Annotated in this window: 25 protein-coding genes; 10 read left to right on the top strand and 15 right to left on the bottom strand. The window is 37.4% G+C overall.

Going from position 1 to position 22,522, the window contains the following annotated elements; all coding sequences use genetic code 11:
* Positions 1-107: 107 nt before the first annotated feature.
* The 4 genes from MUG87_RS01055 to MUG87_RS01040 all read right to left on the bottom strand — a co-directional run bounded on the left by MUG87_RS01055 (position 108) and on the right by MUG87_RS01040 (position 4,791).
* Positions 108-1,046, bottom strand: coding sequence for a magnesium transporter CorA family protein (locus tag MUG87_RS01055; protein ID WP_247084732.1), 939 nt, complete (start codon positions 1,044-1,046; stop codon positions 108-110).
* A gap of 128 nt (positions 1,047-1,174) precedes the next feature.
* Positions 1,175-2,560, bottom strand: coding sequence for a putative polysaccharide biosynthesis protein (locus MUG87_RS01050; protein WP_247084730.1), 1,386 nt, complete (start codon positions 2,558-2,560; stop codon positions 1,175-1,177).
* Positions 2,561-2,640: 80 nt separating this feature from the next.
* Positions 2,641-3,240: an undecaprenyl phosphate transporter UptA gene (locus MUG87_RS01045; protein WP_247084728.1), complete on the bottom strand. Its 600-nt coding sequence runs from the start codon at positions 3,238-3,240 to the stop codon at positions 2,641-2,643.
* Between the two features lie 477 nt (positions 3,241-3,717).
* Positions 3,718-4,791, bottom strand: coding sequence for a CotH kinase family protein (locus tag MUG87_RS01040; RefSeq protein WP_247084726.1), 1,074 nt, complete (start codon positions 4,789-4,791; stop codon positions 3,718-3,720).
* A 190-nt stretch (positions 4,792-4,981) separates the two neighbouring features.
* Between MUG87_RS01040 and MUG87_RS01035 the strand changes: the two genes are divergently transcribed.
* Positions 4,982-5,389, top strand: coding sequence for a CotG/ExsB N-terminal domain-containing protein (locus MUG87_RS01035; RefSeq protein WP_247084724.1), 408 nt, complete (start codon positions 4,982-4,984; stop codon positions 5,387-5,389).
* Positions 5,390-5,622: 233 nt separating this feature from the next.
* On the opposite strand, the gene MUG87_RS01030 is transcribed toward MUG87_RS01035, so the two are convergent.
* Both MUG87_RS01030 and MUG87_RS01025 read right to left on the bottom strand, forming a co-directional pair.
* Positions 5,623-6,153 (bottom strand): hypothetical protein, encoded by a 531-nt coding sequence (locus MUG87_RS01030; protein WP_247084722.1) that lies wholly within the window; start codon positions 6,151-6,153, stop codon positions 5,623-5,625.
* A 47-nt stretch (positions 6,154-6,200) separates the two neighbouring features.
* Positions 6,201-7,865 (bottom strand): peptide ABC transporter substrate-binding protein, encoded by a 1,665-nt coding sequence (locus MUG87_RS01025; protein ID WP_247084720.1) that lies wholly within the window; start codon positions 7,863-7,865, stop codon positions 6,201-6,203.
* 408 nt (positions 7,866-8,273) lie between these two features.
* On the opposite strand from MUG87_RS01025, the gene namA reads away from it, so the two are divergent.
* On the top strand, positions 8,274-9,302 hold the full coding sequence (gene namA / locus MUG87_RS01020) for an NADPH dehydrogenase NamA (RefSeq protein WP_247084718.1): 1,029 nt from the start codon (positions 8,274-8,276) through the stop codon (positions 9,300-9,302).
* A gap of 28 nt (positions 9,303-9,330) precedes the next feature.
* Here namA and MUG87_RS01015 read toward each other — a convergent pair whose 3' ends face one another.
* The 4 genes from MUG87_RS01015 to MUG87_RS01000 form a co-directional block, all read right to left on the bottom strand.
* Positions 9,331-9,894: an HD domain-containing protein gene (locus MUG87_RS01015; RefSeq protein WP_247084716.1), complete on the bottom strand. Its 564-nt coding sequence runs from the start codon at positions 9,892-9,894 to the stop codon at positions 9,331-9,333.
* Positions 9,895-10,225: 331 nt separating this feature from the next.
* Positions 10,226-10,375, bottom strand: a complete 150-nt coding sequence (locus MUG87_RS01010) for a hypothetical protein (RefSeq protein WP_247084714.1) — start codon at positions 10,373-10,375, stop codon at positions 10,226-10,228.
* 102 nt (positions 10,376-10,477) lie between these two features.
* Positions 10,478-11,290, bottom strand: a complete 813-nt coding sequence (locus MUG87_RS01005; protein ID WP_247084712.1) for a TIGR03943 family putative permease subunit — start codon at positions 11,288-11,290, stop codon at positions 10,478-10,480.
* A gap of 56 nt (positions 11,291-11,346) precedes the next feature.
* A complete protein-coding gene (locus MUG87_RS01000) occupies positions 11,347-12,321 on the bottom strand; it encodes a permease (protein WP_247084710.1) in 975 nt (324 codons plus the stop codon).
* Between the two features lie 609 nt (positions 12,322-12,930).
* On the opposite strand from MUG87_RS01000, the gene MUG87_RS00995 reads away from it, so the two are divergent.
* Positions 12,931-14,115: a GTP-binding protein gene (locus MUG87_RS00995; protein ID WP_247087414.1), complete on the top strand. Its 1,185-nt coding sequence runs from the start codon at positions 12,931-12,933 to the stop codon at positions 14,113-14,115.
* 105 nt (positions 14,116-14,220) lie between these two features.
* On the top strand, positions 14,221-15,162 hold the full coding sequence (locus MUG87_RS00990) for a metal ABC transporter substrate-binding protein (protein ID WP_247087412.1): 942 nt from the start codon (positions 14,221-14,223) through the stop codon (positions 15,160-15,162).
* 37 nt (positions 15,163-15,199) lie between these two features.
* Here the strand turns inward: MUG87_RS00990 and MUG87_RS00985 are convergent, their stop codons facing one another.
* A complete protein-coding gene (locus tag MUG87_RS00985; RefSeq protein WP_247087410.1) occupies positions 15,200-16,141 on the bottom strand; it encodes a CobW family GTP-binding protein in 942 nt (313 codons plus the stop codon).
* Positions 16,142-16,208: 67 nt separating this feature from the next.
* Positions 16,209-16,658, bottom strand: coding sequence for a Dps family protein (locus tag MUG87_RS00980; RefSeq protein ID WP_247084709.1), 450 nt, complete (start codon positions 16,656-16,658; stop codon positions 16,209-16,211).
* A gap of 195 nt (positions 16,659-16,853) precedes the next feature.
* Between MUG87_RS00980 and MUG87_RS00975 the strand changes: the two genes are divergently transcribed.
* Positions 16,854-17,888: a YkvI family membrane protein gene (locus MUG87_RS00975; RefSeq protein ID WP_247084707.1), complete on the top strand. Its 1,035-nt coding sequence runs from the start codon at positions 16,854-16,856 to the stop codon at positions 17,886-17,888.
* A gap of 14 nt (positions 17,889-17,902) precedes the next feature.
* Here the strand turns inward: MUG87_RS00975 and MUG87_RS00970 are convergent, their stop codons facing one another.
* Positions 17,903-18,268, bottom strand: coding sequence for a DUF3979 family protein (locus MUG87_RS00970; protein ID WP_247084705.1), 366 nt, complete (start codon positions 18,266-18,268; stop codon positions 17,903-17,905).
* Between the two features lie 324 nt (positions 18,269-18,592).
* On the opposite strand from MUG87_RS00970, the gene MUG87_RS00965 reads away from it, so the two are divergent.
* The 5 genes from MUG87_RS00965 (at position 18,593) to MUG87_RS00945 (ending at position 21,922) form a co-directional block, all read left to right on the top strand.
* Positions 18,593-19,321, top strand: a complete 729-nt coding sequence (locus MUG87_RS00965) for an amino acid ABC transporter ATP-binding protein (RefSeq protein ID WP_247084703.1) — start codon at positions 18,593-18,595, stop codon at positions 19,319-19,321.
* Positions 19,322-19,335: 14 nt separating this feature from the next.
* A complete protein-coding gene (locus MUG87_RS00960; RefSeq protein WP_247084701.1) occupies positions 19,336-20,154 on the top strand; it encodes a transporter substrate-binding domain-containing protein in 819 nt (272 codons plus the stop codon).
* A 64-nt stretch (positions 20,155-20,218) separates the two neighbouring features.
* On the top strand, positions 20,219-20,872 hold the full coding sequence (locus tag MUG87_RS00955; protein ID WP_247084699.1) for an amino acid ABC transporter permease: 654 nt from the start codon (positions 20,219-20,221) through the stop codon (positions 20,870-20,872).
* An 11-nt stretch (positions 20,873-20,883) separates the two neighbouring features.
* Positions 20,884-21,588 carry an amino acid ABC transporter permease gene (locus MUG87_RS00950; RefSeq protein WP_247084697.1) on the top strand — a complete coding sequence of 235 codons (705 nt, stop codon included), beginning with the start codon at positions 20,884-20,886 and terminating at the stop codon, positions 21,586-21,588.
* 70 nt (positions 21,589-21,658) lie between these two features.
* Entirely contained in the window at positions 21,659-21,922 is a 264-nt protein-coding gene (locus MUG87_RS00945; protein ID WP_247084695.1) for a transcriptional regulator SplA domain-containing protein, read from the top strand.
* Positions 21,923-22,046: 124 nt separating this feature from the next.
* Here the strand turns inward: MUG87_RS00945 and MUG87_RS00940 are convergent, their stop codons facing one another.
* Both MUG87_RS00940 and MUG87_RS00935 read right to left on the bottom strand, forming a co-directional pair.
* Positions 22,047-22,214, bottom strand: a complete 168-nt coding sequence (locus MUG87_RS00940) for a Fur-regulated basic protein FbpA (protein WP_247084693.1) — start codon at positions 22,212-22,214, stop codon at positions 22,047-22,049.
* Between the two features lie 11 nt (positions 22,215-22,225).
* Entirely contained in the window at positions 22,226-22,360 is a 135-nt protein-coding gene (locus MUG87_RS00935) for a hypothetical protein (RefSeq protein WP_247084691.1), read from the bottom strand.
* Between the last annotated feature and the right edge of the window lie 162 nt (positions 22,361-22,522).

Genomic DNA, 22,522 nt, shown 5'->3' with positions numbered 1-22,522 from the left:
CCTATTTACACAAGTGCATACTAGTAATATATTGCTTTTACACATAAGAAATTTTTTCACAAAATAACCTCATGCATATATGAAAAAACCGCCATGATAAGCGGTTTCTAAAAATATCGTTTTTTCCAAAAGATAAAAGCCGTTGTACAGGAAAGAATAGCGGCAATAATCATAATAATTCCAAATGCATGCTTATAGCCTTCAAATGGAATATGTACATTCATTCCAAAAAAGCTTGCCACCATGGTCGGTAATGACAGAATAATGGTAATAGAAGTCAATAATTTCATAACACTGTTAAGGTTGTTACTGATTACCGAGCCAAATGTATTCATCATACCATTTAAAATTACGCTATAAATCTCAGCCATCTCAATCGCCTGCTTGTTTTCAATCATGACGTCCTCAAGCAAGTCTTGGTCATCCTCATACATTTTTAAATATTCACTTCGCATAAGCTTTTGAATAACAATTTTATTTGCCTTAAGAGATGTTGTAAAGTAAACTAAGCTTTTTTCTAATGCCAGTAAGGTAAAAATTTCTTTATTTTTCATTGACTTATTGAGTACATGCTCTAAATCATCTGTTTTTCGATTGATTTGTTTTAAGTAGCGCAAGTAATATGTAGAAATAATATATAAAAGCTGCAGGACAAACCGCGTTTTCTTAAAGGTATAAAATCCTTTTATTTTCTGATGAATAAATCGCTCAAATACAGGGTTTTCTTCCAGACAAATGGTCACAAAACAATCCGGCATAACAATCATACCAATTGGAATTGTATCATAAATGGAATTACCTTCTTCATCATGCCGTACAGTAGGAATATCCACGATAATCAGTGTATTGTCGTCTTCCTTTTCAATGCGGGAACGTTCTTCATCGTCAAGTGGATCTTTAATAAAATCCAAATCAACCTGCAAGGATTCTACCAAAAATTGAATTTCTTCTTCTGTTGGGTGCAATGCATTGATCCAGCAACCTTTTTGAATTTCTTCAATTTCCTGTACCTTTCCGTTTTCATCGGTTAAATAAATATTTAACATACTTTCACCCCGATTCACTCACATATCTTTACCTTCTCAAGCATATGCAACTATGAGTAAAATTTCAATAGAAAAAATATATGATATAGCATTGCTAAAACATGAAAAAAACAGAGCCTGACACTCTGCTATCTCATCCGGTTTATATTACTTTTTCCGATGTTACGATATAATAACCATACATTAAAAAGGACCGAAAAACTATAACCGGCATACGTCGCAATAATGGAACCCACATAATCGAAATGGGGTACAAGATACCAATTTAAAAATACCTTAATAACAATACCAATTCCTAAACCAATAATGGTTTTGCGCTGTTGGTTAATTCCCTGCAGCATTGCAGCAGTGACAGAAAAAAGTGAAAATAAAATGCAGGCCGACGCATAATAGCGAAGAATCTGTCCGCCCAGCATAGGGTCATTTTTTGTACTAAATAATAGTGTATATACAGGTTCAGCCAACCATATCATCCCCAGTGCTGCAGGAACAGTCACTGCTAACACCATCATATTTGTACGAATAAAATGTTTATATAACAAATCTCTATTTTCTGCTGTAAATGCTTTTGTCATCTCTGGCACAAGCGACATGCTAAAAGCAGTCGCAAGTGAAACAGGAATGAGAACAACCATTTGTGCAAGACCAATCACTGCGTTTACTTTTTCAGCATCTTTGTATAGGTAACCAATTTTCACAAGGAGATGATTCATTGTATAGGTATCAATGGTTTGATAAATTGGAATAGCTAAGCCTACTATGACAAACGGAATGGAAGATGTAAACAACTCTTTATACAATTTAAAAAAGGAAAGATGCACCGTATGTGTGGGCTTTTTGGCTTGTAGATAAGGACGGCGCTTTATATAAAAGAATAGTAATACTCCTATTCCCCCACATGCGCCAATAAAAGCCCCAAAAGTAGCTACACCAACAGCGAGACCTGTTGCTTCTTTATAAAGGTATAAAACAGTAAATGTACCAATTAAAATCGTCAGTACACGAAATAATTGTTCAATTACCACACTAATTGCAGATGGCCCCATGGATTGAAACCCTTGAAAAAATCCACGTAATAAGCTCATAACAGGTACAAGCAACAACGCAAAACTTACAATACGAATGTTATACGTTACCACCTGCATACTGTTTCCTGTACCACTATCTTCTGTAACGATTAAAGAGGCAAGTGTTGGAGCAAATGCATAAAGAAATAAGAAGGAGGCTGTCCCCATAAGAAGCATGAATACGATGCCACTTCGTAATATTCTTTTGACTGTATAATAATCTCCCATTTGATTATACTTTGAAACCATTTTAGAAACTGCAAGAGGTAGTCCCATGGTCGCTATACTCAACATCAGTGTATACGGTCGATAAGCGTATTGATAGAGCGCGTACCCACTAGCTCCAACCATTGCTGTAAATGGAATAACATACGCAAAGCCCAACAATTTAGAAATAATTGTGGACAATGTTAAAAATAATGTTCCTCTTATAAACTGTGATTTCATGTACGCCTCCACTGTCCTTTTTTAATACAATTTACGGACAACCTCCCCTATTTAGAACAAAAAGCTACCGAATAGGCAGCTTAATGAGATGTTCTTTTTTTCTTCATTTTATATGCAATATAGATAGCTACAAATACAAGTGCGCTCGCTATGAAATACGGTGTATATGGTGCAGCATATTCCTTAATGTGACGCCAGTTCGCACCTAATTTTTCACCCAAATAAATAAAGAAAATAGACCATGGGATGACAGCAAGAACTGTGTACAACGTAAATTTCCACAGTGACATTTTAGCAAGCCCCGCTGGAATAGAAATTGCATGTCTTACAACCGGAATAAAGCGTGCGGAGAAAATAACACCTACACCATATTTGTTAAACCAACTCTCTGCAATATCCAAATGATGTTTATTGATAAGTACGTATTTACCGTATTTCTCGACAAAAGGACGACCGCCATAATAGCCAAGCCAATATAAGAAGATTTGTGCGAGAGTCCCTCCTATTGTACCAGCGATGACTGCTTCTACAAAGTTAACTTTGCCTTGTGACACCATATAGCCTGCATATGAAAGTACAATTTCACTCGGAATGACTTCAATCATTAAACCGAGGGCGATACCAAAATAGCCAAGGCTCATAAAAAATTCTAATAATTGATTAATTACATCTCCAATCATGTGCAGTCCCTCATTTTCTTCTAATTTTCACATCTTCCATTATTCCATGAAATGCAGGACTTGCCAAGGGTTGGATATTATAATAATTTGTTGAAATCCTCGTCAGAAACCCTTTACTTTTATTGAATAGGCTGTGTTAAAGTCTGATGTTGATAATAGACACCTGTTGAATGAAGTGAAGCGGATAAAACTCCTGCGGGAAGCAAACCCCGGACGGAAATTAGCAATGAGCTTTAATACAGCCATTCAATTAAGAAAGAGCCGGCCCCATGGATTAACAGGCACGGCTCTTTTTTTTATATAATTCTATATATTTATTTGCAGGTAATGAGCAACAAAAAGGACAGCAAAAGAACGGCTCATTACATGCTATTGTTCTTCCTGTGAACGCGCTTGTCGTAAATATTGACAGCAACTGCACATAACTCCTTCTTCTGTTGCAACGAAAAAATGTTAGCTTCTCTATTCATATTTATACTAGAGGATTTCTTTTAAATGCTGTTGTAAGAAGCTGCTTCTTTTTTCAATAAATTCATACATAATTTGTGGCTCTCCGTCAAATACAGCAATATCTGATACGTATGGATCGCGTAGTACATGCGGTCGTAATAAAACGTGAAGTGCTTCAATTTTAGGTTTCATATAAGAAACTGTAAACTGATGTGCTAGCGTTTCTTTCATTATTTCCCCATAACGTTTACGGAATGACGGTACATCTAACAGTCTCGCACTCAATGTATTATAACCTTGAATACGAATATAATCGTGTTCTAGCAATCTTCCGTGCACATCTCTGCCCCAAGTCGCATCATAGTCCCATGGAATAATCTCATACAGTCCGGTTTCATCATTGCGATATAATGCATAATTATGAACAAATCCATCAAAGTTCGATGTGCATACAATAGCTGTCAGCCAGCGCAAATATTTCTCAACATCTATATATTTCACAATCTCTTTTTCATATTCAGCACGTGAAATCGTATTAATATTGTAAACAAGATCACACAAGTGTTCCTCGCTATACTCATCCCCATACTTTAATTCATATCCTGCTGACAATGTGGTTTTTACATCTTCATCTAACTCACTGATGAGGGAAAAGTTAGCATCATCGTCTACCGCATACGAAATAGAACCGCTTGGAAGGTTACGATTTCGTAAAAAGTCTTGATCAACAGATTCTAGTTGCAAATAAACCCCCTGAAATCTACCATTGATTGTTACAAGTACGTGCCTCGAGTTTGGAGAAAGCACACCTAAATCATGAAAAAAGTCAAGAGATAGTTTATTCCTCATTAAAGATGGATCTTTAAACTCGGAATTTAAATGTATTTCATGAGCGCCTTGAAAAAACTTTGGCTTATGAAACATCACATGATACGACTTCTTTTCAAATTTTCGAATGTGCGAACCGCGATATACCACATCAATATCGTATTTGCGCTTCTGATACGTTAATTTAGCCGGAACCGGTTCATCACTCCACACATCTTTACGAAGTTCTACAAGATACATAGGATGAATGAATAGGTCATAGGAAGGTAACATGTTTGTCTTCCTTTCTTTATACACTTTTCTTTCTACACTTAATGTATGCTTTTCCCTCCTATTTGACACCTTAGGTACTTACCCATTTTCTAAAAAATCAACGCTTGTCTATTTCATAATCTTTTATATTTCATATTGTAATAGAGAAAAGAGAAGACGAGCTTCTCTGATTAATAAGGAGGGAATTACATTGAAACGTGATATTCGTAAAGCTGTTGAAGAAGTAAAGTCTGCTGGTATGGAGCACTTTATGCACCAAGAGCCACGTTCTTACGACAAAAGAAGCAAATGCTCTCACAAATGTCCTAAGACAAAGTGCAAACACGTGAAAAAGTGTACGTATGTAACAAAATGCACACGTTGGACAAAGAAATACTACTGGACGAAGAAATACTACTGTACAAAGCGTTCTTACTACAAGCATTCTTGCGGCCATAAAGGTCATGGAAAATACGACTACTTTTCTAAGAAATCAAAAGGTAGACGTTCTAAATCTTCTGGTAGAAAAAAAGGGAAATATGATTATTTCTCTAAGAAATCAAAAGGTAAGCGCTCTAAGTTCACTGGTGGCAAAAGAAGCAAAAAAAGTCACCGTTAAAAAAACAGGCCGCACTGCGGCCTGTTTCTACATAGACAAACATACATTTTCACAAAAATGATAAACAACCTGTCTCGCTGTATCATACGTTATGGTATAAGCTCCTTTTTAACATAGACTTTAGAATATCTAAAAACCTATGTTACATCTTATTGACAATATAATTATTGGAGGGTTTTCTTATGAAACGCTATGACCGCGAACAGATTGACAAAGCAGCTAAAGGCCTGCGCTCAGCCGGCATGGAAGATTTTATGAAACAAGGACCGAAGCGTCGTCATCATAAATGTTCCTGCTACTCTAAACGCTCTCACTTCTCTAAACGCTCTCACTTCTCTAAACGCTCTCACTTCTCTAAACGCTCTTACTTCTCTAAACGCTCTTACTTCTCTAAACGCTCTTACTTCTCTAAACGCTCTTACTTCTCTAAACGCTCTCACTTCTCTAAACGCTCTTACTTCTCTAAACGCTCTTACTTCTCTAAACGCTCTTACTTCTCTAAACGCTCTTACTTCTCTAAACGCTCTTACTTCTCTAAACGCTCTTGTTTCTCTAAGCGCTCTTGTTTCTCTAAGCGCTCTTGTTTCTCTAAACGCTCTTGTCACAAAAAGGGCGGTAAGGTTCGCTTTATTAATGTATTTCCAGAAAAGCAGCACCCATGTAAGTCCGATAATAAACCCGAACATTCCCATGATGACAGAACAGATCACCATAAAAAACCACATCATCCATGCCGCCGTACCTTCCGTTTTCCTTGGTAGCATACAAAAAATAACCGACTGCCCAGCAGTCGGTTATTTTTTGTATGCTATTATTTTTTAATGTAGGCCCATTTATAGCTGTAGTCGCCGCCAAAGTTATGGTCATACACATTTTGCACTTTCTCTTTTTGCATATAAGCAAATCCACGCTGATATGTAGGAGAAATCGCAACGTCTTCCATCAAGATTTTTTCAGCATCTTGCATAGCCTTCCAACGTTTTGAAACATCCGTTAATAATTCGCCTTTTGCTTGTTTTACAAGCTCATCATACTTTGGATTTGAATATGACATTTCATTGAACGCACCGTCTGTAACGAACATATCAATAAACGTCATTGGATCTGGATAATCTGGACCCCATCCAGAGAAGGAGAACGCATATTCTTGCTTCTTCTCTAACTCAAGTTTTTGTTTGAACGGTTGTTGTTTAATTGTTACTGTCAATCCGGGAAGATTTTGTTCAAGCTGAGCTTTAATATACTCCCCGACTTTTTTGGATGTATCATTGTCATAGTTTAACATTTCAATCGTAAGTTTATCTTGTCCTAGTTCCTTCTTGGCTTCTTCCCAAAGCTTTTTCGCCTGTGCAGCATTGTCTTTGCCATCACGGAAGTTTTTGTTCGCATCACGGAAATCTTTACCGTCAGGACCTTTTACAAATTTCGTAGGTACAAGTGAATACGCTGGTACCGACCCGTCATTTAGCAATACATTAGCAATACCTTTTTTATCGTATGCCAAGTCAAATGCTTCACGTACTTTTTTGTTTTGAAAGATAGGATCTTTTTGGTTAAAGCGGATGAAGAACAAACGAGAATCAAGACGCGTTTTGAAATCCGGGTTGCCCTTATATTTGTCAACGAATTCCGCTGTCAGGAATACACGGTCAATGTCGCCACTTTCATATAAGTTTACCGCTGTAGACGTTTCTTTTACTACAGACGTGTTAATTTCTTCTAGTTTTACAGTATCTTTATCCCAATAATTAGGATTTTTCTTTAACTTCCAACCTTGCTCATGCTTCCATTCACTCATGACGAACGGTCCGTTGTAAAGCGTCGTATTTGATTCTAAAGCGTACTTGTCACCTTGCGCTTTTACGAACTGTTCATTTTGCGGGAAGTATGTAGGGAATGTTGTTAATTCTAAGAAATATGGAACTGGATTGCTAAGCTCTACAACAAGCGTTTTATCGTCTTTCGCTGTCACACCTAATTGATCAAGCGGTAACTCTTTCTTGTTTACTTTTTCTGCATTTTTAATATCAAATAAAATGAACGCATACTCAGATGCCGTTGCAGGATCTACGGCGCGTCTCCATGCGAACACAAAGTCTTGTGCTTTTACAGGTTCACCATTTGACCATTTTGCATCACGCAGGTGGAATGTATATGTCTTTTTATCTGCACTAACATCTACACTTTTAGCCATACCAGGCGTCGGTTTATTATCTTTGTCAAGACGATATAACCCTTCCATCGCATTAACAAATACTTTAAAAGATACATTATCCGTAGATTTTGATGTGTCCATAGATGGAATTTCCGCTGTTTCGGTCACATTCAGTACTTGTTTAGCAGCAAGAGCTGCCCCAGAACCATTTTCTTCCTTCTTCTTCTCTGTTGTTGATGTTTTTTCATTTCCGCTGCATGCAGTTAAAAACATGCTTGTGGATAGGACTGCAGCTGTTAATACGGTTGCTTTCTTCTTCATGTCCTATGATACCCCCTCCGAGTTAAGTGCAGAAGTTTAAATTTTCAGTATATTTTCGTTATCTGAATCTATCTATCTATAAAACTCCCGCTTGTTTGTATTATACATAATTTTTAGTTAATTTCAAATATTTTTTAAATCAGAATTTAATAATCTGATATACTTTATCCTTCATACATATGATTTTATGTGCAGAATCACATAATTTCGCCATCAAATAACCCTACGTTTGCTATTATCCTCCAATCCACTCAACAGACATTTATACTTAGTATACTTTTTGAAGTTCTATTAAACCCATTAAAGGGTGGGAATATAAAAAACAAATTTTTAATGGCTAAGCGGATTTCTCGCTCTCTAAAAAAACAAATGATAAAATCAATATAGCTACATAAAGGAGGACTTTTTATGGATTCATTATTGTTTTCTCCCTATATGCTAAGGGAGGTTGTGTTAAAAAACCGGATTGTCATGTCACCAATGTGCATGTACTCAGCTGACAATCAAGGTATGGTCAATGCCTTTCATCAAGTTCATTATGCGTCTCGTGCAGCAGGACAAGTCGGTCTTGTGATGCTAGAAGCTACGGCTGTTACACCAGAGGGGCGTATTTCCAATAACGATTTAGGAATCTGGGATGATTCTCATATTGAAGGGTTACAGACTCTGACTCGTTTGATTGGAGAATATGGTGCCAAATCAGCTATTCAACTTGCGCATGCCGGGCGGAAAGCAGCAGTAGACACACCTGCGGTTGCACCTTCTGCTATTCCATACGATGGTATGAAAACACCTCTTGCCCTTTCGACACATGAAATTAAAGATATTGTTGCTGCGTTTCGGGCTGCTGCTGTGAGAGCACGTCAGGCTGCTTTTGATATCATCGAAATTCACGGTGCTCACGGCTACTTGATTAATGAATTTTTATCTCCCCTTTCTAACCTGAGAACAGATGAGTATGGCGGGAGTGCAGAAAATCGTTACCGCTTTTTGCGTGAAATTATTACAGCCATTCAAGGGGTTTGGGCTGGACCTATTATGGTTCGCATTTCTGCCACTGACTATCATCCTGACGGTCTTACACCAGATGATTATGTTCAATTCGCAAAATGGATGAAAGAACAAGGCGTAGATGTAATAGATTGTAGTTCAGGCGCTTTAGTGCCTGCCCAAATCGACGTGTATCCTGGCTACCAAGTTCCGTTCTCTAATCAAATTAAGCATGAAGCACAAATCGCTACTGGAGCAGTAGGGCTCATCACTAGTGGTTTGCAGGCGGAAGAAATTTTGCGAAACGAGCAAGCAGATTTAATCTTCATCGGCCGTGAATTGTTGCGTAACCCATATTTTCCACGCACAGCCGCAAACGAATTAGGGTTTGAATTGAGCGAGCCAAAACAATATGAACGTGCACCTGGTACAATTAAGCGCAGATAAAAAAGAAGCCCTAGCGGCTTCTTTTTCATTAGATTTTTATGTTAAATAACCTTTCTACTTCCGCTTTTAACAATTGATATATCTCAGTATTGGGGATACGTTTGCCAAGTGCTCCCACAACCGATGTATAGTACCATTGCTGCTTATCCTTACCTCGGTTAAAGCGTTTCCATATCTCCTCACCACATATAGAAAACTCTTGTGCTGTGCCCCGAATATTATGCAACTTATCAGCACATGCAATCATACAAGCGTCCATAGAGATACGGCTCAACTTTTCAATTGTCTGTTGTTTACGTTCTTCCCAACTCTTAGTTCGATCTAACTCTGTGCACTCCAGTACAAGTTCTGCAACCACATCGCCAAATTCTTTGCGAATATCTTCGTAACGAATAGTGGTGTCTTCAATTGTATCATGAAGCAGTCCTGCAATTATAACCTCTTCCCGACAGCCTGCGTGTGTTAATAAAAGTGCTACTGTATACGGATGCGTAATATAGGGTACACCATTTCCTTTTCTCGCTTGCTCCATATGTGCAACTGTGGCCATTTCTACAGCCTTCATCCACCTGTCTAATGTACATCGCTCCATTCCTTCACTACTCCTTTAATCTTTTTCATCACGATATCTCCTTCCTCAGTGGTACCAAGGTGCATCGTACCAACGATGGGGAGGAGAAGCGCTGATTGTTTTCTTATACAAAACAGATGAATTTGTTATAGTGTTGTCTTGCACAGTACAGTCTTTTTCTTATAAATTACCTTGTATATCTCTTATTTTCATGAATTATACCATATTTTTCTGTATCTACATATAAATCATAAGAAAGCATGCGAATTATCTTATTTGAAATGATGAATATACAAAACCTTTTCTTCGTAGACTGAAACCAATTTATAAAAAAAGCTGACCCATTAAAAGGTCAGCTGTCTTGATATGGATTCTCCTGCTTGGGCGTGATGGCTGTTGAGCTCCCTAATCCTTTAATTAATTCATGCAAAAATAAAACCACAAATACTAAAGGTATGCATAATGCAATGATAATAACGAGCGCTTCAAATAGATATTCCATCGCAATCTCCCTCTCTGAACGCTATGTCGTCTTGCTTACCTCATATATATGAGGTAAAGCTTTCTACATATGCCGGAAAATCAGGAAATATCACTTCCATTTTTAAAACTTTTGGTACACATACTGCTCTCTCGGTGCATCTATCGTTTGAATAGATTGCAAATTTACAATAGGTAGCAATGTATCAATATACGTAGTAGCTGAAAGTACCCCTTCTACTTGAATCCATTGTCCTTCTGATAGCTGTGATGTTTCGCCAACGGCTAACATGCCTAAAACGGATGAATCTGCAGCACAACATGTAATCCCATGCCTTGCAATAATAATCGTATTCCGGTCCAGCTCATCCTCTCGATGTACAAATCCGATCAAGCGTATTTTCTTACCAGAAAAGCCTTCTACATCTTGCCCAATCACATCCATAATAGAAATATATTCATCATCGGTTACGTCAATCATTGCTGCTTGCTTTAGCTTTTTTTCAAGGTTTTCATAATAACCTTCCGGCGGAGTCGATATTTGCAAAAACGGCTCTTCTTCTATGTCTTGTATAATCATTTGTTCCCCTGTTAAGTTAACCCCCCGTTTAGCAGCAACCCTTCCATCTAACCCAACTGTTGAAAAAACAAAAACTAAAACAATAGGTGATAAAAACAGTGTGTACAAGGAAAGGGATGCCATCGTCGTTTTCGGTAATGTGTGGCGCTCGCATAAACAAACCGCTCCATCGCTTCGAAACAATTGTATGCAGCCAAGCAACAGTGAGGCACCACACATCAACCAAATGAATGGAAACATTTTAGGGGCAATAAAATTTATAATATCTCCTGTTAACAACAGCTTAAATAAAGCCATAGCAAACCCTAGAAAAATGACACCTCGAATTAACATATGAAATCGCATGCGGTCTTGCATTCAATTCCCCCTATCATTATAAGAATTTCATAGTTAGTTTTTTTAGGCCCCATATGTCATCTATACAAAATAGAAACAAGGTAAACTATTATACTAATAACCCCTATTAAAACAAATGCAAATTTCTTTTTAAAATAAGCAAATAGCATGAGTGTATTTTTAAAGTCAAGCATTGGGCCAAATACAAGAAAAGCGAGCAACGGCTTTGCTGGAAATGCATGCTGCAAAGATGCAGCAATAAAAGCATCGGCTTCAGAGCATAGAGAGAGAATATATGCAAATACCATCATAATAAATGGTGAAACAAACTCATTTGCAGCAAAGCTTGTTAATACATCTCTAGATAAAAAAGTTTGAAATATACTAGCAACAAATGCTCCAATTACTACATATTTTCCCGCTTCAAAAAACTCGTCAGCAGCATGATGCATAGTTGTAAAAAACCTTCCATGCACATGTGTTACTTCTACTTGCTCTTCGTAAGGTTGCAATACATCTTTTCTTTCTGTATATAAGATATACATTGCAACACCAATCAATATGGCTGATATCCCTGCCACCACCATTCGATCATATGCCATTTGCGGTGTAGAGCGAAATGCATAATAGGTAGATGCAAATACGATGGGATTTAGGATGGGAACACTCACAATCATTACAATCCCTAAATGAACCGGCAAGCCTTTTTGTATTAAACGACGAACAACAGGAATAATCACGCATTCGCACATAGGAAAAATAAGGCCGATACATGCTGCTGGTAGGATTCCTACAACAGGAAACTTAGGTATCAGTCTCTTAATTTGTGCTTCTGAAATAAAAGTTTGAATACACGCCGAGGCAAATACACCAACTATTACAAATGGCATCGCCTCTAAAAACACACTTAAAAACATGACAATCATATTGCGCCAATCCGGTGCAATACTCATATGCAATGATGCAAGCGCTGTAAAGTCTACTCCTAAAAATAAAAATAATAGACTTAAAAATAAAAGAGCGGCAAGCCAGTCCTTTATGCTCGACGTCATAATTTACCTCCTACTTCATCTTCTATTTCTTTTCTATATGTATCTATCATATGCTTGTCCTATTAATGTATTACCTTATTCATACTTGCACCTTGCGCATCATCATGCCGCATCCTAAGTTACTGATGAAACATCAGTGATTAAATGCTATATAAGGAAAATAACTTTTCTAATATAACAGACCTTAAAAAATAGCTGTGTTAAAGTTCTCTGTTAATTGACGTTGTAGGGGTTCGCCTTCTGCCGGCGATCAGGGATCCTCGTGCTACGCGCCTGCGGAGGATCCCTCTTGACCCGCTGTCTCACTCCTTCCACTCCAATTAACAAGTGCGAATTGCTAATATCAAGCTTTAACACAATCTAAAAAGTTAAAGTGCTTGAATGTCCCACTCGGCATATATGATTCAGATTTTACATGATTATAACCTCATATCATCCGCTCCTAGCCTAAAAGAAAATATCGTTTTTCTAGTTGCACTTATACAAATCGAAATCATAACTATTTATTGCACATTTTATAGAATAGTAGTATACTCGATAAGTATTTTTTAAATCGTAATAATTTTGTTTTAATCTGTATAACAAGTTATTTTACCAGGAGGATATAAGATAATGAAAATACCTGTAACTGTCTTAAGCGGCTATCTAGGTGCTGGCAAAACCACATTATTGAATCACATTCTCACAAACCGTCAAGGGTTAAAAGTTGCTGTAATTGTGAATGATATGAGCGAAGTAAATGTGGACGCAGCATTAGTAAAACAAGGTGGCTTTTCTCGCACAGAAGAAAAGCTAGTTGAGATGCAAAATGGCTGTATTTGCTGCACACTTCGTGAAGATTTAATACTCGAAGTAGAACGCCTTGTTGATGCCGGTGATATTGATTATATCGTTATTGAATCATCGGGTATTAGTGAACCAATTCCTGTTGCACAAACATTTACTTACATTGATGAAGAGCTCGGTATTGATCTTTCAAAGAAATGTCGCCTTGATACGATGGTAACTGTGGTAGATGCAAATCGTTTTTGGGACGACTACGCATCAGGAGAAAGCTTACTGGACCGCCAACAAGGTACAGATGCAAATGATACTCGTGAAGTGATTGACCTGCTCATTGATCAAATTGAATTTGCAGACGTTATTTTATTAAATAAAATTGATTTATTAAATAAAGAAGATGCTAATGAACTGTACAACCTGCTTCATAAGCTAAATCCGGAAGCGAATATTATTTGTACCTCTTATTCTAAAGTTTCTTTGCACGAAGTATTGAACACAAATCTCTTTGATTTTGACAAAGCTAGTCAAGCTGCCGGATGGATTAAAGAGTTAAATGAAGAACATGTTCCGGAAACAGAGGAATACGGGATTTCATCTTTCGTATATAGAAAGAAGCGACCGTTTCATCCTGCTCGCTTCATGAATTTCTTGGAAAATTGGCCGCTTGATGTTGTACGTGCAAAAGGCTTTTTCTGGGTTGCGACTCGCAATGATATGACAGGACTAATCTCACAAGCCGGTTCTTCCATTACAATTCAGGGTGCTGGAGAGTGGGTTGCCACTTATTCACTGGAAGAGCAAAAACAAACGCTCGCAGATGATCCGGATATGTTAAAGCGTTGGGATGACGTATACGGTGACCGCATGACAGAACTTGTGTTAATTGGCATTGATATGAACAAACAGGAAATTCAAGATGCTTTAGATGCATGTGTGCTGACGGATGAAGAAATGAAGATGAATTGGAACTCTTTCACAGATCCGCTCCCTGAGTTTGTGTACGAGGGATAAAAGTTTTTACAAATCGAAATAATTACGATAAAATATGCTATGGACAATATAAGGTGAAAGGAAGAAACATCTATGAAAAAATTTTCTCTGTTGCTTTCGGCAGCACTGGCTCTTTCGGCACTGTCAGCTTGTGGCAACAATGACTCTGCTAAAAAAGAAGCAGATGATAAGTTAGAAGTATATACAACCATTTTCCCGCTTCAAGATTTCACAAAGAAAATTGGTGGTGAACATGTTAATGTAACATCTATTTACCCTGCCGGAGCTGATGCTCATACGTATGAACCTTCTCAAAAACAAATTGTGAAATTGGCGAATTCCGATTTATTTGTATACAATGGTGTTGATTTAGAGCCTTTTGTAGAAGATATTGAAAAATCCTTAGAAAAAGAAGACGTAAAGATGATTGACTCTTCAAAAGATGTTGCTCTAATTAAGTTTGCAGATGAACATGAAAACCAGGCTAACCATGAAGGGCATAATCATGAAAACGAAGATGCTCACAATGAGAATGAGCACCATCACGATTATGACCCTCATATTTGGCTAGATCCCAAAAATGCGTTGAAGCAAGCTGAAAATATTAAAAATGCGCTTGTTGCATTACAGCCAAGCCATAAACAGGACTTTGAAAAAAACTTTAACGATCTAAAAACACAATTACTCGATTTAGAAGCACAACTAAAAGAGACAGTTAATAATTCTAAAACAAAAGAAGTCCTTGTTTCACATGCAGCATACGGATATTGGGAGTATAATTATGGCTTAAAACAAATTCCAGTTGCAGGTTTGTCCTCATCCGATGAACCATCACAAAAACAACTAGCAGCTGTTGCAGAAACAGCTAAAGAACATAACTTATCCTATATTTTATTTGAAACCTTTGCCACACCTAAAGTTGCTGAAGTCATTCAAAAAGAGACAGGTGCAAAAATTCTTCGTTTGCATCATTTATCAACGGTTTCAGAAGAAGAGCTAAAAGATAAAAAAGACTATGTCACTCTAATGAAAGAAAATATAAAAGTATTAGACACTGCTATGAACTAATGAAAAGAAAAAACTTCGCGGTTTTCCGCGAAGTTTTTTATGACGTACAATTTCGAAAATGTTCTTCAAACCATTCTCTATTCAAATGTTTACCGATAATGACAATTTCACTCACACGCTTTTCCTCCCCCCACTCTCTATCATAAGAAGCGGCAAACAGCGTATGAACACCTTGAAAGACGATGCGTCGATTTGTTTGTTTCACATTCAATATACCTTTATAACGGTATAAATATTCTCCAAGTTCTCCAACAACAGCTGTCATCCATTCATTAAATTTATGAAGGTCAATTGGCTTTGTTTCTCTAAGTACACATGTCATTACATCGTTCAGATGCCCGGGATGATGAGAACGAATCTCTAATGTGTCACGCATGCGAAATGTTTGAATACGCAATAATGCTTCTATATTTGTTTCACATGTTACCGCCGGAATAATCTCTGCAGTAGGATTTATGCTTTGCAGCAATGCTTGTAATTCCTTCTGTTTGTCCTGCACAATAAGGTCCGTTTTATTGAGCAAAATCTTATCAGCAAATGCAATTTGTTCTTTTGCTTCTAAGCCTTTTGTAAAGTGTTGTTCGATATGAAAAGCATCCACAACAGTAATGACACCGTTTATTTCATATGCATCTTGAATTACCGGATCAAGAAAAAAGGTTTGGATAATGGGACCAGGATTCGCCAGACCGGTAGTCTCAATGACTAGTCCTTCGAATTGTGCTTCGTTATTTCTCTTAGCCTGCAATAGCTGTTTTAAGGAAATTAATAAGTCTTCTCTTACCGTACAGCATAAACAGCCATTGGTCATTTCCATAATTTCTTCATCGACATTTACAATTAATTTATGGTCAATGCCAATCTTACCAATTTCATTTACGATGACAGCAAGCTTTTGCCCATGCTGTTCAGATAAAATACGATTCAATAACGTTGTCTTTCCTGATCCCAGAAAGCCCGTCAAAATAGTTACAGGTATTTTAAGCAATGTCGTTCTTCCCTTCTGCATGCACCATTTCTTTCATTATAGCACATGCAGCTTTCTATCACTTTAAGAACGCATTTAGCATCCAAACGTGCTTTTCAAGAGAAGTGTGAATGGCAAGCAGCATGTCAGCTGTAGTTTCATCATTGGCTTCGTTAGCTACATCCATCCCTTGCTTTAGCTCTTGGATAAGTGCTGAAAAATCATTAACTAAAATTTGGACCATTTCTTCCGCACTCTCGTTGCTGTTGCTTTCTTGTACTGTAGACATGTCCAAATACTCTTTCATTGTGGCAACTGGTTTACCATGCAATGCTAAAATACGCTCTGCTAATTCATCTACGTATGTCGCAGCTTCATTATATAGTTCCTCAAATTTTGCATGAAGTGTAAAAAATTGTGGCCCTTGTACATACCAATGAAAATTATGTAACTTCACAAACAAAACATTCCAATTTGCAACTTGCTTATTTAATACAGCTACTACATTACCATTCGTTACATTTATCATATCCATCACCTTATCTTTATAATAATTATTATATAATACAAAATATCATTAAAAACAAAACAACACAAACAAAACGTACTAGACATCGACTACAACTAGTATCACCTAAAATAAGACGGAATATGTTATGGCTTGATAAAACAAGGGGCTTCTATTTGTAAGGGCTTGTTCATATGTATGTAGGGGAGGGATCGTATGGATAAGCAACGCTGGAAAATAACAGGAAGAATAGCAGCAACTTATATTGGAACTGTAGTCGGTGCCGGCTTTGCAACCGGACGTGAAATAGTTGAATTTTTTACAATGCATGGTACATATGGAACAATTGGTATTTTTATAAGCGGTTTACTCTTTGTTTGGCTCGGCACAAAGATGATGCTTCTTGCAACACGAATTAAGGCGCACTCCGCACAAGAATTTAATATATATTTGTTCGGCAATATATTCGGCAGACTTATTAATGTTCTGCTGTTAATGGTACTACTGGGTGTTACAAGTGTGATGTTATCGGGAGCAGGTTCTGTATTTAAAGAACAATTGCAATTGCCTCGTAGTATTGGGGTTATCATAACTGTTATTGCTTGTATCCTAGTGTTGACCCGCGGCTTACAAGGGATTTTTGAAGTAAATACACTCGTTGTTCCCATTATGATGTTCTTTATTATAACGATGTATGTTATAACCGTAGCTCAAACCGGACCAACTCTGACAGTGGCTATACCTGCGGAATCTTGGAATATAAAATGGGTGACCAATCCTATTACATATGTGGCCATGAATTTAGCATTGGCACAAAGTGTACTTGTCCCTTTAGCTAGCGAGATAAAAGATGAAAAGGTTATCAAATGGGGCGGTATAGTAGGAGGAGCTGGCTTATTCGGCATCTTACTATGCAGCCAACTCGCTATTTTAACAGTAGATCAATTTTATCAATATGACATCCCAATGGCTGAGGTTGTAAAAAGGTTTAATCAAACCTTTCATTTCTTTTTTGTTCTCGTCATATTCGGTGAAGTATTTACAACCTTAATTGGCAATGTGTATGGCATGAATCGACAGCTACAATCGATGACCGGTTGGCGAAATAACGGCTTTATATACATCATTCTCTTGATTAGCTATATGATTAGCCATGTCGGCTATGGACAATTACTTCACATGTTATATCCTCTTATCGGTTGGGTAAGTCTCATTTTACTTCCTTTAATCGCCATAAAAAAGCATCCGTAAAAAACGGATGCTTTTTAACATTCTTCACACATATCCCAATATAAACTCATTTCAATTGCAAAGTAAGGTTTTAATTGTAGTTTAATCATGCGACTCGGCATTCTCTCAAGCACAAATGCAAGGGATTCCTCATTCTCTTTTAAAAATACTACCTTTTGAATTGCAATATTCTCTACTTTTACAATTGTTTTCTCGTCTCTTTTCCAAATGATTTTAAGTTCGTTTTCATCATTATAATATAAGTGTATAATATTTCCACCATGAACTTCATAATCCACAATTACGTATCCGTTCTCCTCTTCAACAAGTGAGTAGCGTAAATAGTTGTTTCGGTCCTGTGTGGGGTTTGCCTTGAAAAAGGTTTGTAATACCTCTTGCACGACGCCACCTCCTTATTCCAATATTACTAGCATATTGTAGCACATCCACCCTATGTTATAACAGCTTTCAGCTCTTCACATCTTATTTTTACATTACATACCCTTTTAATATGTAAGTATAAAATAACATATCATTTTAGTTTTCAGAAAATATAAAATATTTTATTGACTTATTATTACAAAAAAGCATATAATCTGTCTATAAATATGGAAAAGATTAGTTTATTTTATAAAAAATTCATATTTTAAAAATTTATCCCTTGCATCCCTCTTCAGGGATGACCGTAGTAAAGTAAACACTCATCACAGATAAGGAGGCTTTTTGTGATTACCTTCCAGAACGTTAACAAGCACTTTGGGCAATTTCATGTTCTAAAAGACATCAACTTACATATTAAACAAGGCGAGGTTGTTGTTATTATTGGTCCATCAGGTTCCGGCAAAAGTACACTTCTGCGTTGCATGAACTACCTTGAAAGCATTACAAGTGGCGAATTGATTGTCAATAACGTCAAACTGAACGATAACAAAACAGACATTAATGCGCTTCGCCGCAATATCGGCATGGTTTTTCAGCACTTTAATTTATACCCTCATCGCACTGTTCTTGATAACATCACACTCGCTCCAATGAAGGCGTTAGGAGTTTCAAAAGCAGAAGCTGTCCAAACAGCGATGTTCTATTTAGACAAAGTTGGCATTGGTGAAAAAGCGCATGCTTTTCCTTCTGAGCTCTCCGGTGGGCAGCAACAACGCGTCGCTATTGCACGGGGCTTAGCCATGAAACCAAAGCTCATGCTTTTTGATGAACCTACTTCCGCTCTTGATCCAGAGATGATCGGAGAAGTACTTGATGTGATGAAGGCTTTGACACACGAAGGCATGACCATGGTAGTTGTTACACACGAGATGGGCTTTGCCCGTGAAGTAGCCGACCGCATTTTATTTATGGATGAAGGTCGTATTATCGAAGAAGCAACTCCGGCTGCTTTCTTTGCGAATCCGCGTGAAGAGCGCGCTCGCCAATTTCTCAGCCGTGTGCTAAATCATTAAAGGGGGACAAGACCATGAAGAAATTTTTTCTATTTACACTCATTGCATGTATGCTTACGGCGCTTATCGGCTGCAGCAGTGAAAAGGAATCCGCAAAAGAAACTACTGCGGAGCCCAAAAATGCATTAGAGCAGATTAAACAACGAGGCAAAGTTGTTGTCGGTGTTAAGTACGACACAAACTTATTCGGATTGAAAAATCCGTCAAGCGGCAAAGTAGAGGGATTTGATATTGACATCGCTAAAGCGCTCGCAAAAGAAATACTGGGTGATGAAAAGAAAGTAGAATTGAAAGAAGTTACTTCTAAAACACGTATTCCAATGCTTAAAAATGGTGATATCGATATGATTATCGCGACTATGACAATCACCGAAGAACGCAAAAAAGAAGTAGACTTCTCCGATGTGTATTTTAAAGCAGGACAAGCCTTACTCGTTAAGAAAGGTAGTAAAATTAAAAGCGTAGCGGATATTAAAAAAGGCATGAAGGTATTGGCCGTAAAAGGTTCCACCTCTTCTCAAAATATTCGTCAAAAATCACCTGATGCTACCGTTCTGGAATTTGAAAATTACAGTGAGGCATTTCAAGCTTTGAAAGCTGGACAGGGTGACGCACTAACGACTGACAACGCTATCTTATTCGGCATGCAAAAACAAGATTCAAACTACATTATTGCAGGAGATATCTTTACTGATGAGCCATATGGCATTGCTGTCAAAAAAGATGAAGCAGAATTATTAAAAGCAGTAAATGACTTCTTAAAAAAATATCAATCCAGCGGACAATACGACAAATTATATGAGAAATGGATGGGTGAAAAGCCCAAGAAATAATTTAAAAAAACGAACAGGATGAGATACTCATCCTGTTCGTTTTCACAAGAAAGGAGCATATGAGTTGCTAGATTTTTCTGTACTCTCACAAAATATGGATATGTATGTAGAAGGCTTTAAAAACACTATAGTTTGTAGTATCACTGCTTTGATTGGTAGCTTTCTGCTTGGCACAATCATGGCTGTATTACGAATCTCTCCTTTTCGCATTTTAAATTGGTTCGGTGCTATATATGTAGAATTTATACGTAACATCCCTCTCGTTCTCATTGTATTCATTTTCTATTTCGGCTTGCCAACATTCGGCGTTCGTATGGACGGCTTTCTTGCAGGCACAATTGGTTTGGGCGTTTATACAGCCGCCTTTATCGCAGAAGCTATTCGCGCTGGTATACAGTCTGTTCCAAAGGGGCAATTAGAGGCTGCTCGCTCTTCTGGTCTTACCTATATACAAGCCATGTATTATGTGATATTGCCACAAGCTGTTAAAATTGTCATCCCTCCTCTTGGGAATCAGTTTATTAATTTAGTAAAAAACTCCTCCATTTTAGGAGTAGTTGCCGGACTAGATTTAATGTACTTTGGGGATTTAGTAGCATCTAAAACATTTCTTACATTTGATGTGTATATTTTTGTAGCATTATTTTATTTATCGTTAACTGTGCCACTTAGCATTAGTGTGGCATACTTAGAAAAGCGACTTGCCAGAAGCTACTAGGAGGGATCATATTGGATTTTATAGGAGCATATACAGCAGATCATCTCACATTTTTATTAGAAGGATTTCTTGTCACTTTGGAAGTTGCCATTATTTCCATTATTTTGAGCTTCTTAATCGGCGGTTCTATCGGTATTTTGCGCTACGCAAAAATTCCTGTACTTTCGCACATCTTGATGTTTGTTGTAGAAATCATCAGAAACTTGCCTTTGCTTCTTATTATCTTCTTCACCTACTTCGCTTTACCAGAAATAGGTATTAAATTAGAAATCAAAACGGCTGCCATTGCTGCATTGACTATTTTTGAAGCAGCGATGCTTTCTGAAATTGTCCGGAGCGGACTTCTCTCTATTGAAAAAGGGCAAATTGAAGCTGCCCGTTCTTCTGGCCTTACTTATATGCAAACACTGCAGTATATTGTGTTACCTCAAGCGTTACGCAGAATGGTTCCACCCATTGTTAGTCAGTTTATCTCTCTTTTAAAAGATACATCACTGGCTGTTATTATCGCACTTCCTGAACTTACGCATAACGCCCAAATCATTAATGGACAAAGCATCAATTACACCATTCCAACTTTCTTGTTGATTGCGCTTCTGTACTTCTTAGTAAACTTCACATTATCGCTCCTTGCTAAGCAACTGGAAACAGCTCAAACAGGTAAAAAAGCTAAGAGCAAAACATCTATATATACACCACAAAACTTACAAGCTTAATCATACACTCGTTACATAATCCTTTCTGATTCACTGCACACTACATGTGAGAAGGAAAGGAGGTAGCAAAATGGATGATTTAATTGGAAAGAAAGACATGAAACCAGGTGATGAAGTCTTTGTCATCTACAACAATCCCCACACACCAACAGTTGCAAATATACGTGCAGCGGAGATTGTACAGCACCCAAAAGACCCCAATGATGTCGCGTTATTCTTATATGATACCTTTCATGTAATTGAAGACGACGATGCTTTGTTTACATCAGAGCAAGCCGCGCAGCAAGCATATGATCAGATGCTGAATGAGCGACAATATGATACGTACGAATAAATTATTTTGTCAAAAATGCAGAAGGTGACTTTTGAGTCACCTTCTTTACTATCAATAAGAACTGATTATGCAATCTGCTTCCTACTTAAAAAGTTTATATATAAAGTGACTTTTTGAGGCAAATTCATTTCCACTTTCTTTGTATACTTTGATACGACTCATATACTTGTGCCAGTTCACTTAGTGTCTTTTCGTACAAGTGATCGTCTGAAGTTTTATAAACACCCGCCTCTAACAGTTTCTCAATGTAAAAACGCTTCTGATTTTCAATAAGCTTACGCAGTATGTTCATTTTCTATCCCCCTAGCGATTTTGAATACTTCTAAGTAGTTCAAACGCTTCATTTCCCGCCATGTCCATAAGCTGTTCTAATAACTGGTCGCGCAATAAATCTAACTCCACAATTTTTTCTGCCAACACAATGGATTCCCTACTCATGTTGTACCCTTCTTTCATTTTGATATGATGCTTTTATTGTATGTGACAGTCGCTATATTCTCTTCATTTGCGTTAGATTATCTTACACACTTTTTAATTGATGTGAGAAAACCTTACAAAACAATCGCAATATTACAACAATTAGCGTATAGTAAAAAATAA

This window comes from Ectobacillus sp. JY-23, assembly GCF_023022965.1.
Classification (GTDB): Bacteria; Bacillota; Bacilli; order Bacillales; family Bacillaceae_G; genus Ectobacillus.
This window is presented reverse-complemented; position numbering and strand designations above follow the sequence as displayed.

What these genes read in the sequence shown, in the direction of transcription:
- MUG87_RS01055 (WP_247084732.1), bottom strand. Translation starts at nt 1,046, where the DNA reads ATGTTAAATATTTATTTAACCGATGAAAACGGAAAGGTACAGGAAATT.
- MUG87_RS01050 (WP_247084730.1), bottom strand. Translation starts at nt 2,560, where the DNA reads ATGAAATCACAGTTTATAAGAGGAACATTATTTTTAACATTGTCCACA.
- MUG87_RS01045 (WP_247084728.1), bottom strand. Translation starts at nt 3,240, where the DNA reads ATGATTGGAGATGTAATTAATCAATTATTAGAATTTTTTATGAGCCTT.
- MUG87_RS01040 (WP_247084726.1), bottom strand. Translation starts at nt 4,791, where the DNA reads ATGTTACCTTCCTATGACCTATTCATTCATCCTATGTATCTTGTAGAA.
- MUG87_RS01030 (WP_247084722.1), bottom strand. Translation starts at nt 6,153, where the DNA reads ATGCTACCAAGGAAAACGGAAGGTACGGCGGCATGGATGATGTGGTTT.
- MUG87_RS01025 (WP_247084720.1), bottom strand. Translation starts at nt 7,865, where the DNA reads ATGAAGAAGAAAGCAACCGTATTAACAGCTGCAGTCCTATCCACAAGC.
- namA (WP_247084718.1), top strand. Translation starts at nt 8,274, where the DNA reads ATGGATTCATTATTGTTTTCTCCCTATATGCTAAGGGAGGTTGTGTTA.
- MUG87_RS01015 (WP_247084716.1), bottom strand. Translation starts at nt 9,894, where the DNA reads ATGGAGCGATGTACATTAGACAGGTGGATGAAGGCTGTAGAAATGGCC.
- MUG87_RS01010 (WP_247084714.1), bottom strand. Translation starts at nt 10,375, where the DNA reads ATGGAATATCTATTTGAAGCGCTCGTTATTATCATTGCATTATGCATA.
- MUG87_RS01005 (WP_247084712.1), bottom strand. Translation starts at nt 11,290, where the DNA reads ATGCAAGACCGCATGCGATTTCATATGTTAATTCGAGGTGTCATTTTT.
- MUG87_RS01000 (WP_247084710.1), bottom strand. Translation starts at nt 12,321, where the DNA reads ATGACGTCGAGCATAAAGGACTGGCTTGCCGCTCTTTTATTTTTAAGT.
- MUG87_RS00980 (WP_247084709.1), bottom strand. Translation starts at nt 16,658, where the DNA reads ATGATAAATGTAACGAATGGTAATGTAGTAGCTGTATTAAATAAGCAA.
- MUG87_RS00975 (WP_247084707.1), top strand. Translation starts at nt 16,854, where the DNA reads ATGGATAAGCAACGCTGGAAAATAACAGGAAGAATAGCAGCAACTTAT.
- MUG87_RS00960 (WP_247084701.1), top strand. Translation starts at nt 19,336, where the DNA reads ATGAAGAAATTTTTTCTATTTACACTCATTGCATGTATGCTTACGGCG.
- MUG87_RS00945 (WP_247084695.1), top strand. Translation starts at nt 21,659, where the DNA reads ATGGATGATTTAATTGGAAAGAAAGACATGAAACCAGGTGATGAAGTC.
- MUG87_RS00940 (WP_247084693.1), bottom strand. Translation starts at nt 22,214, where the DNA reads ATGAACATACTGCGTAAGCTTATTGAAAATCAGAAGCGTTTTTACATT.
- MUG87_RS00935 (WP_247084691.1), bottom strand. Translation starts at nt 22,360, where the DNA reads ATGAGTAGGGAATCCATTGTGTTGGCAGAAAAAATTGTGGAGTTAGAT.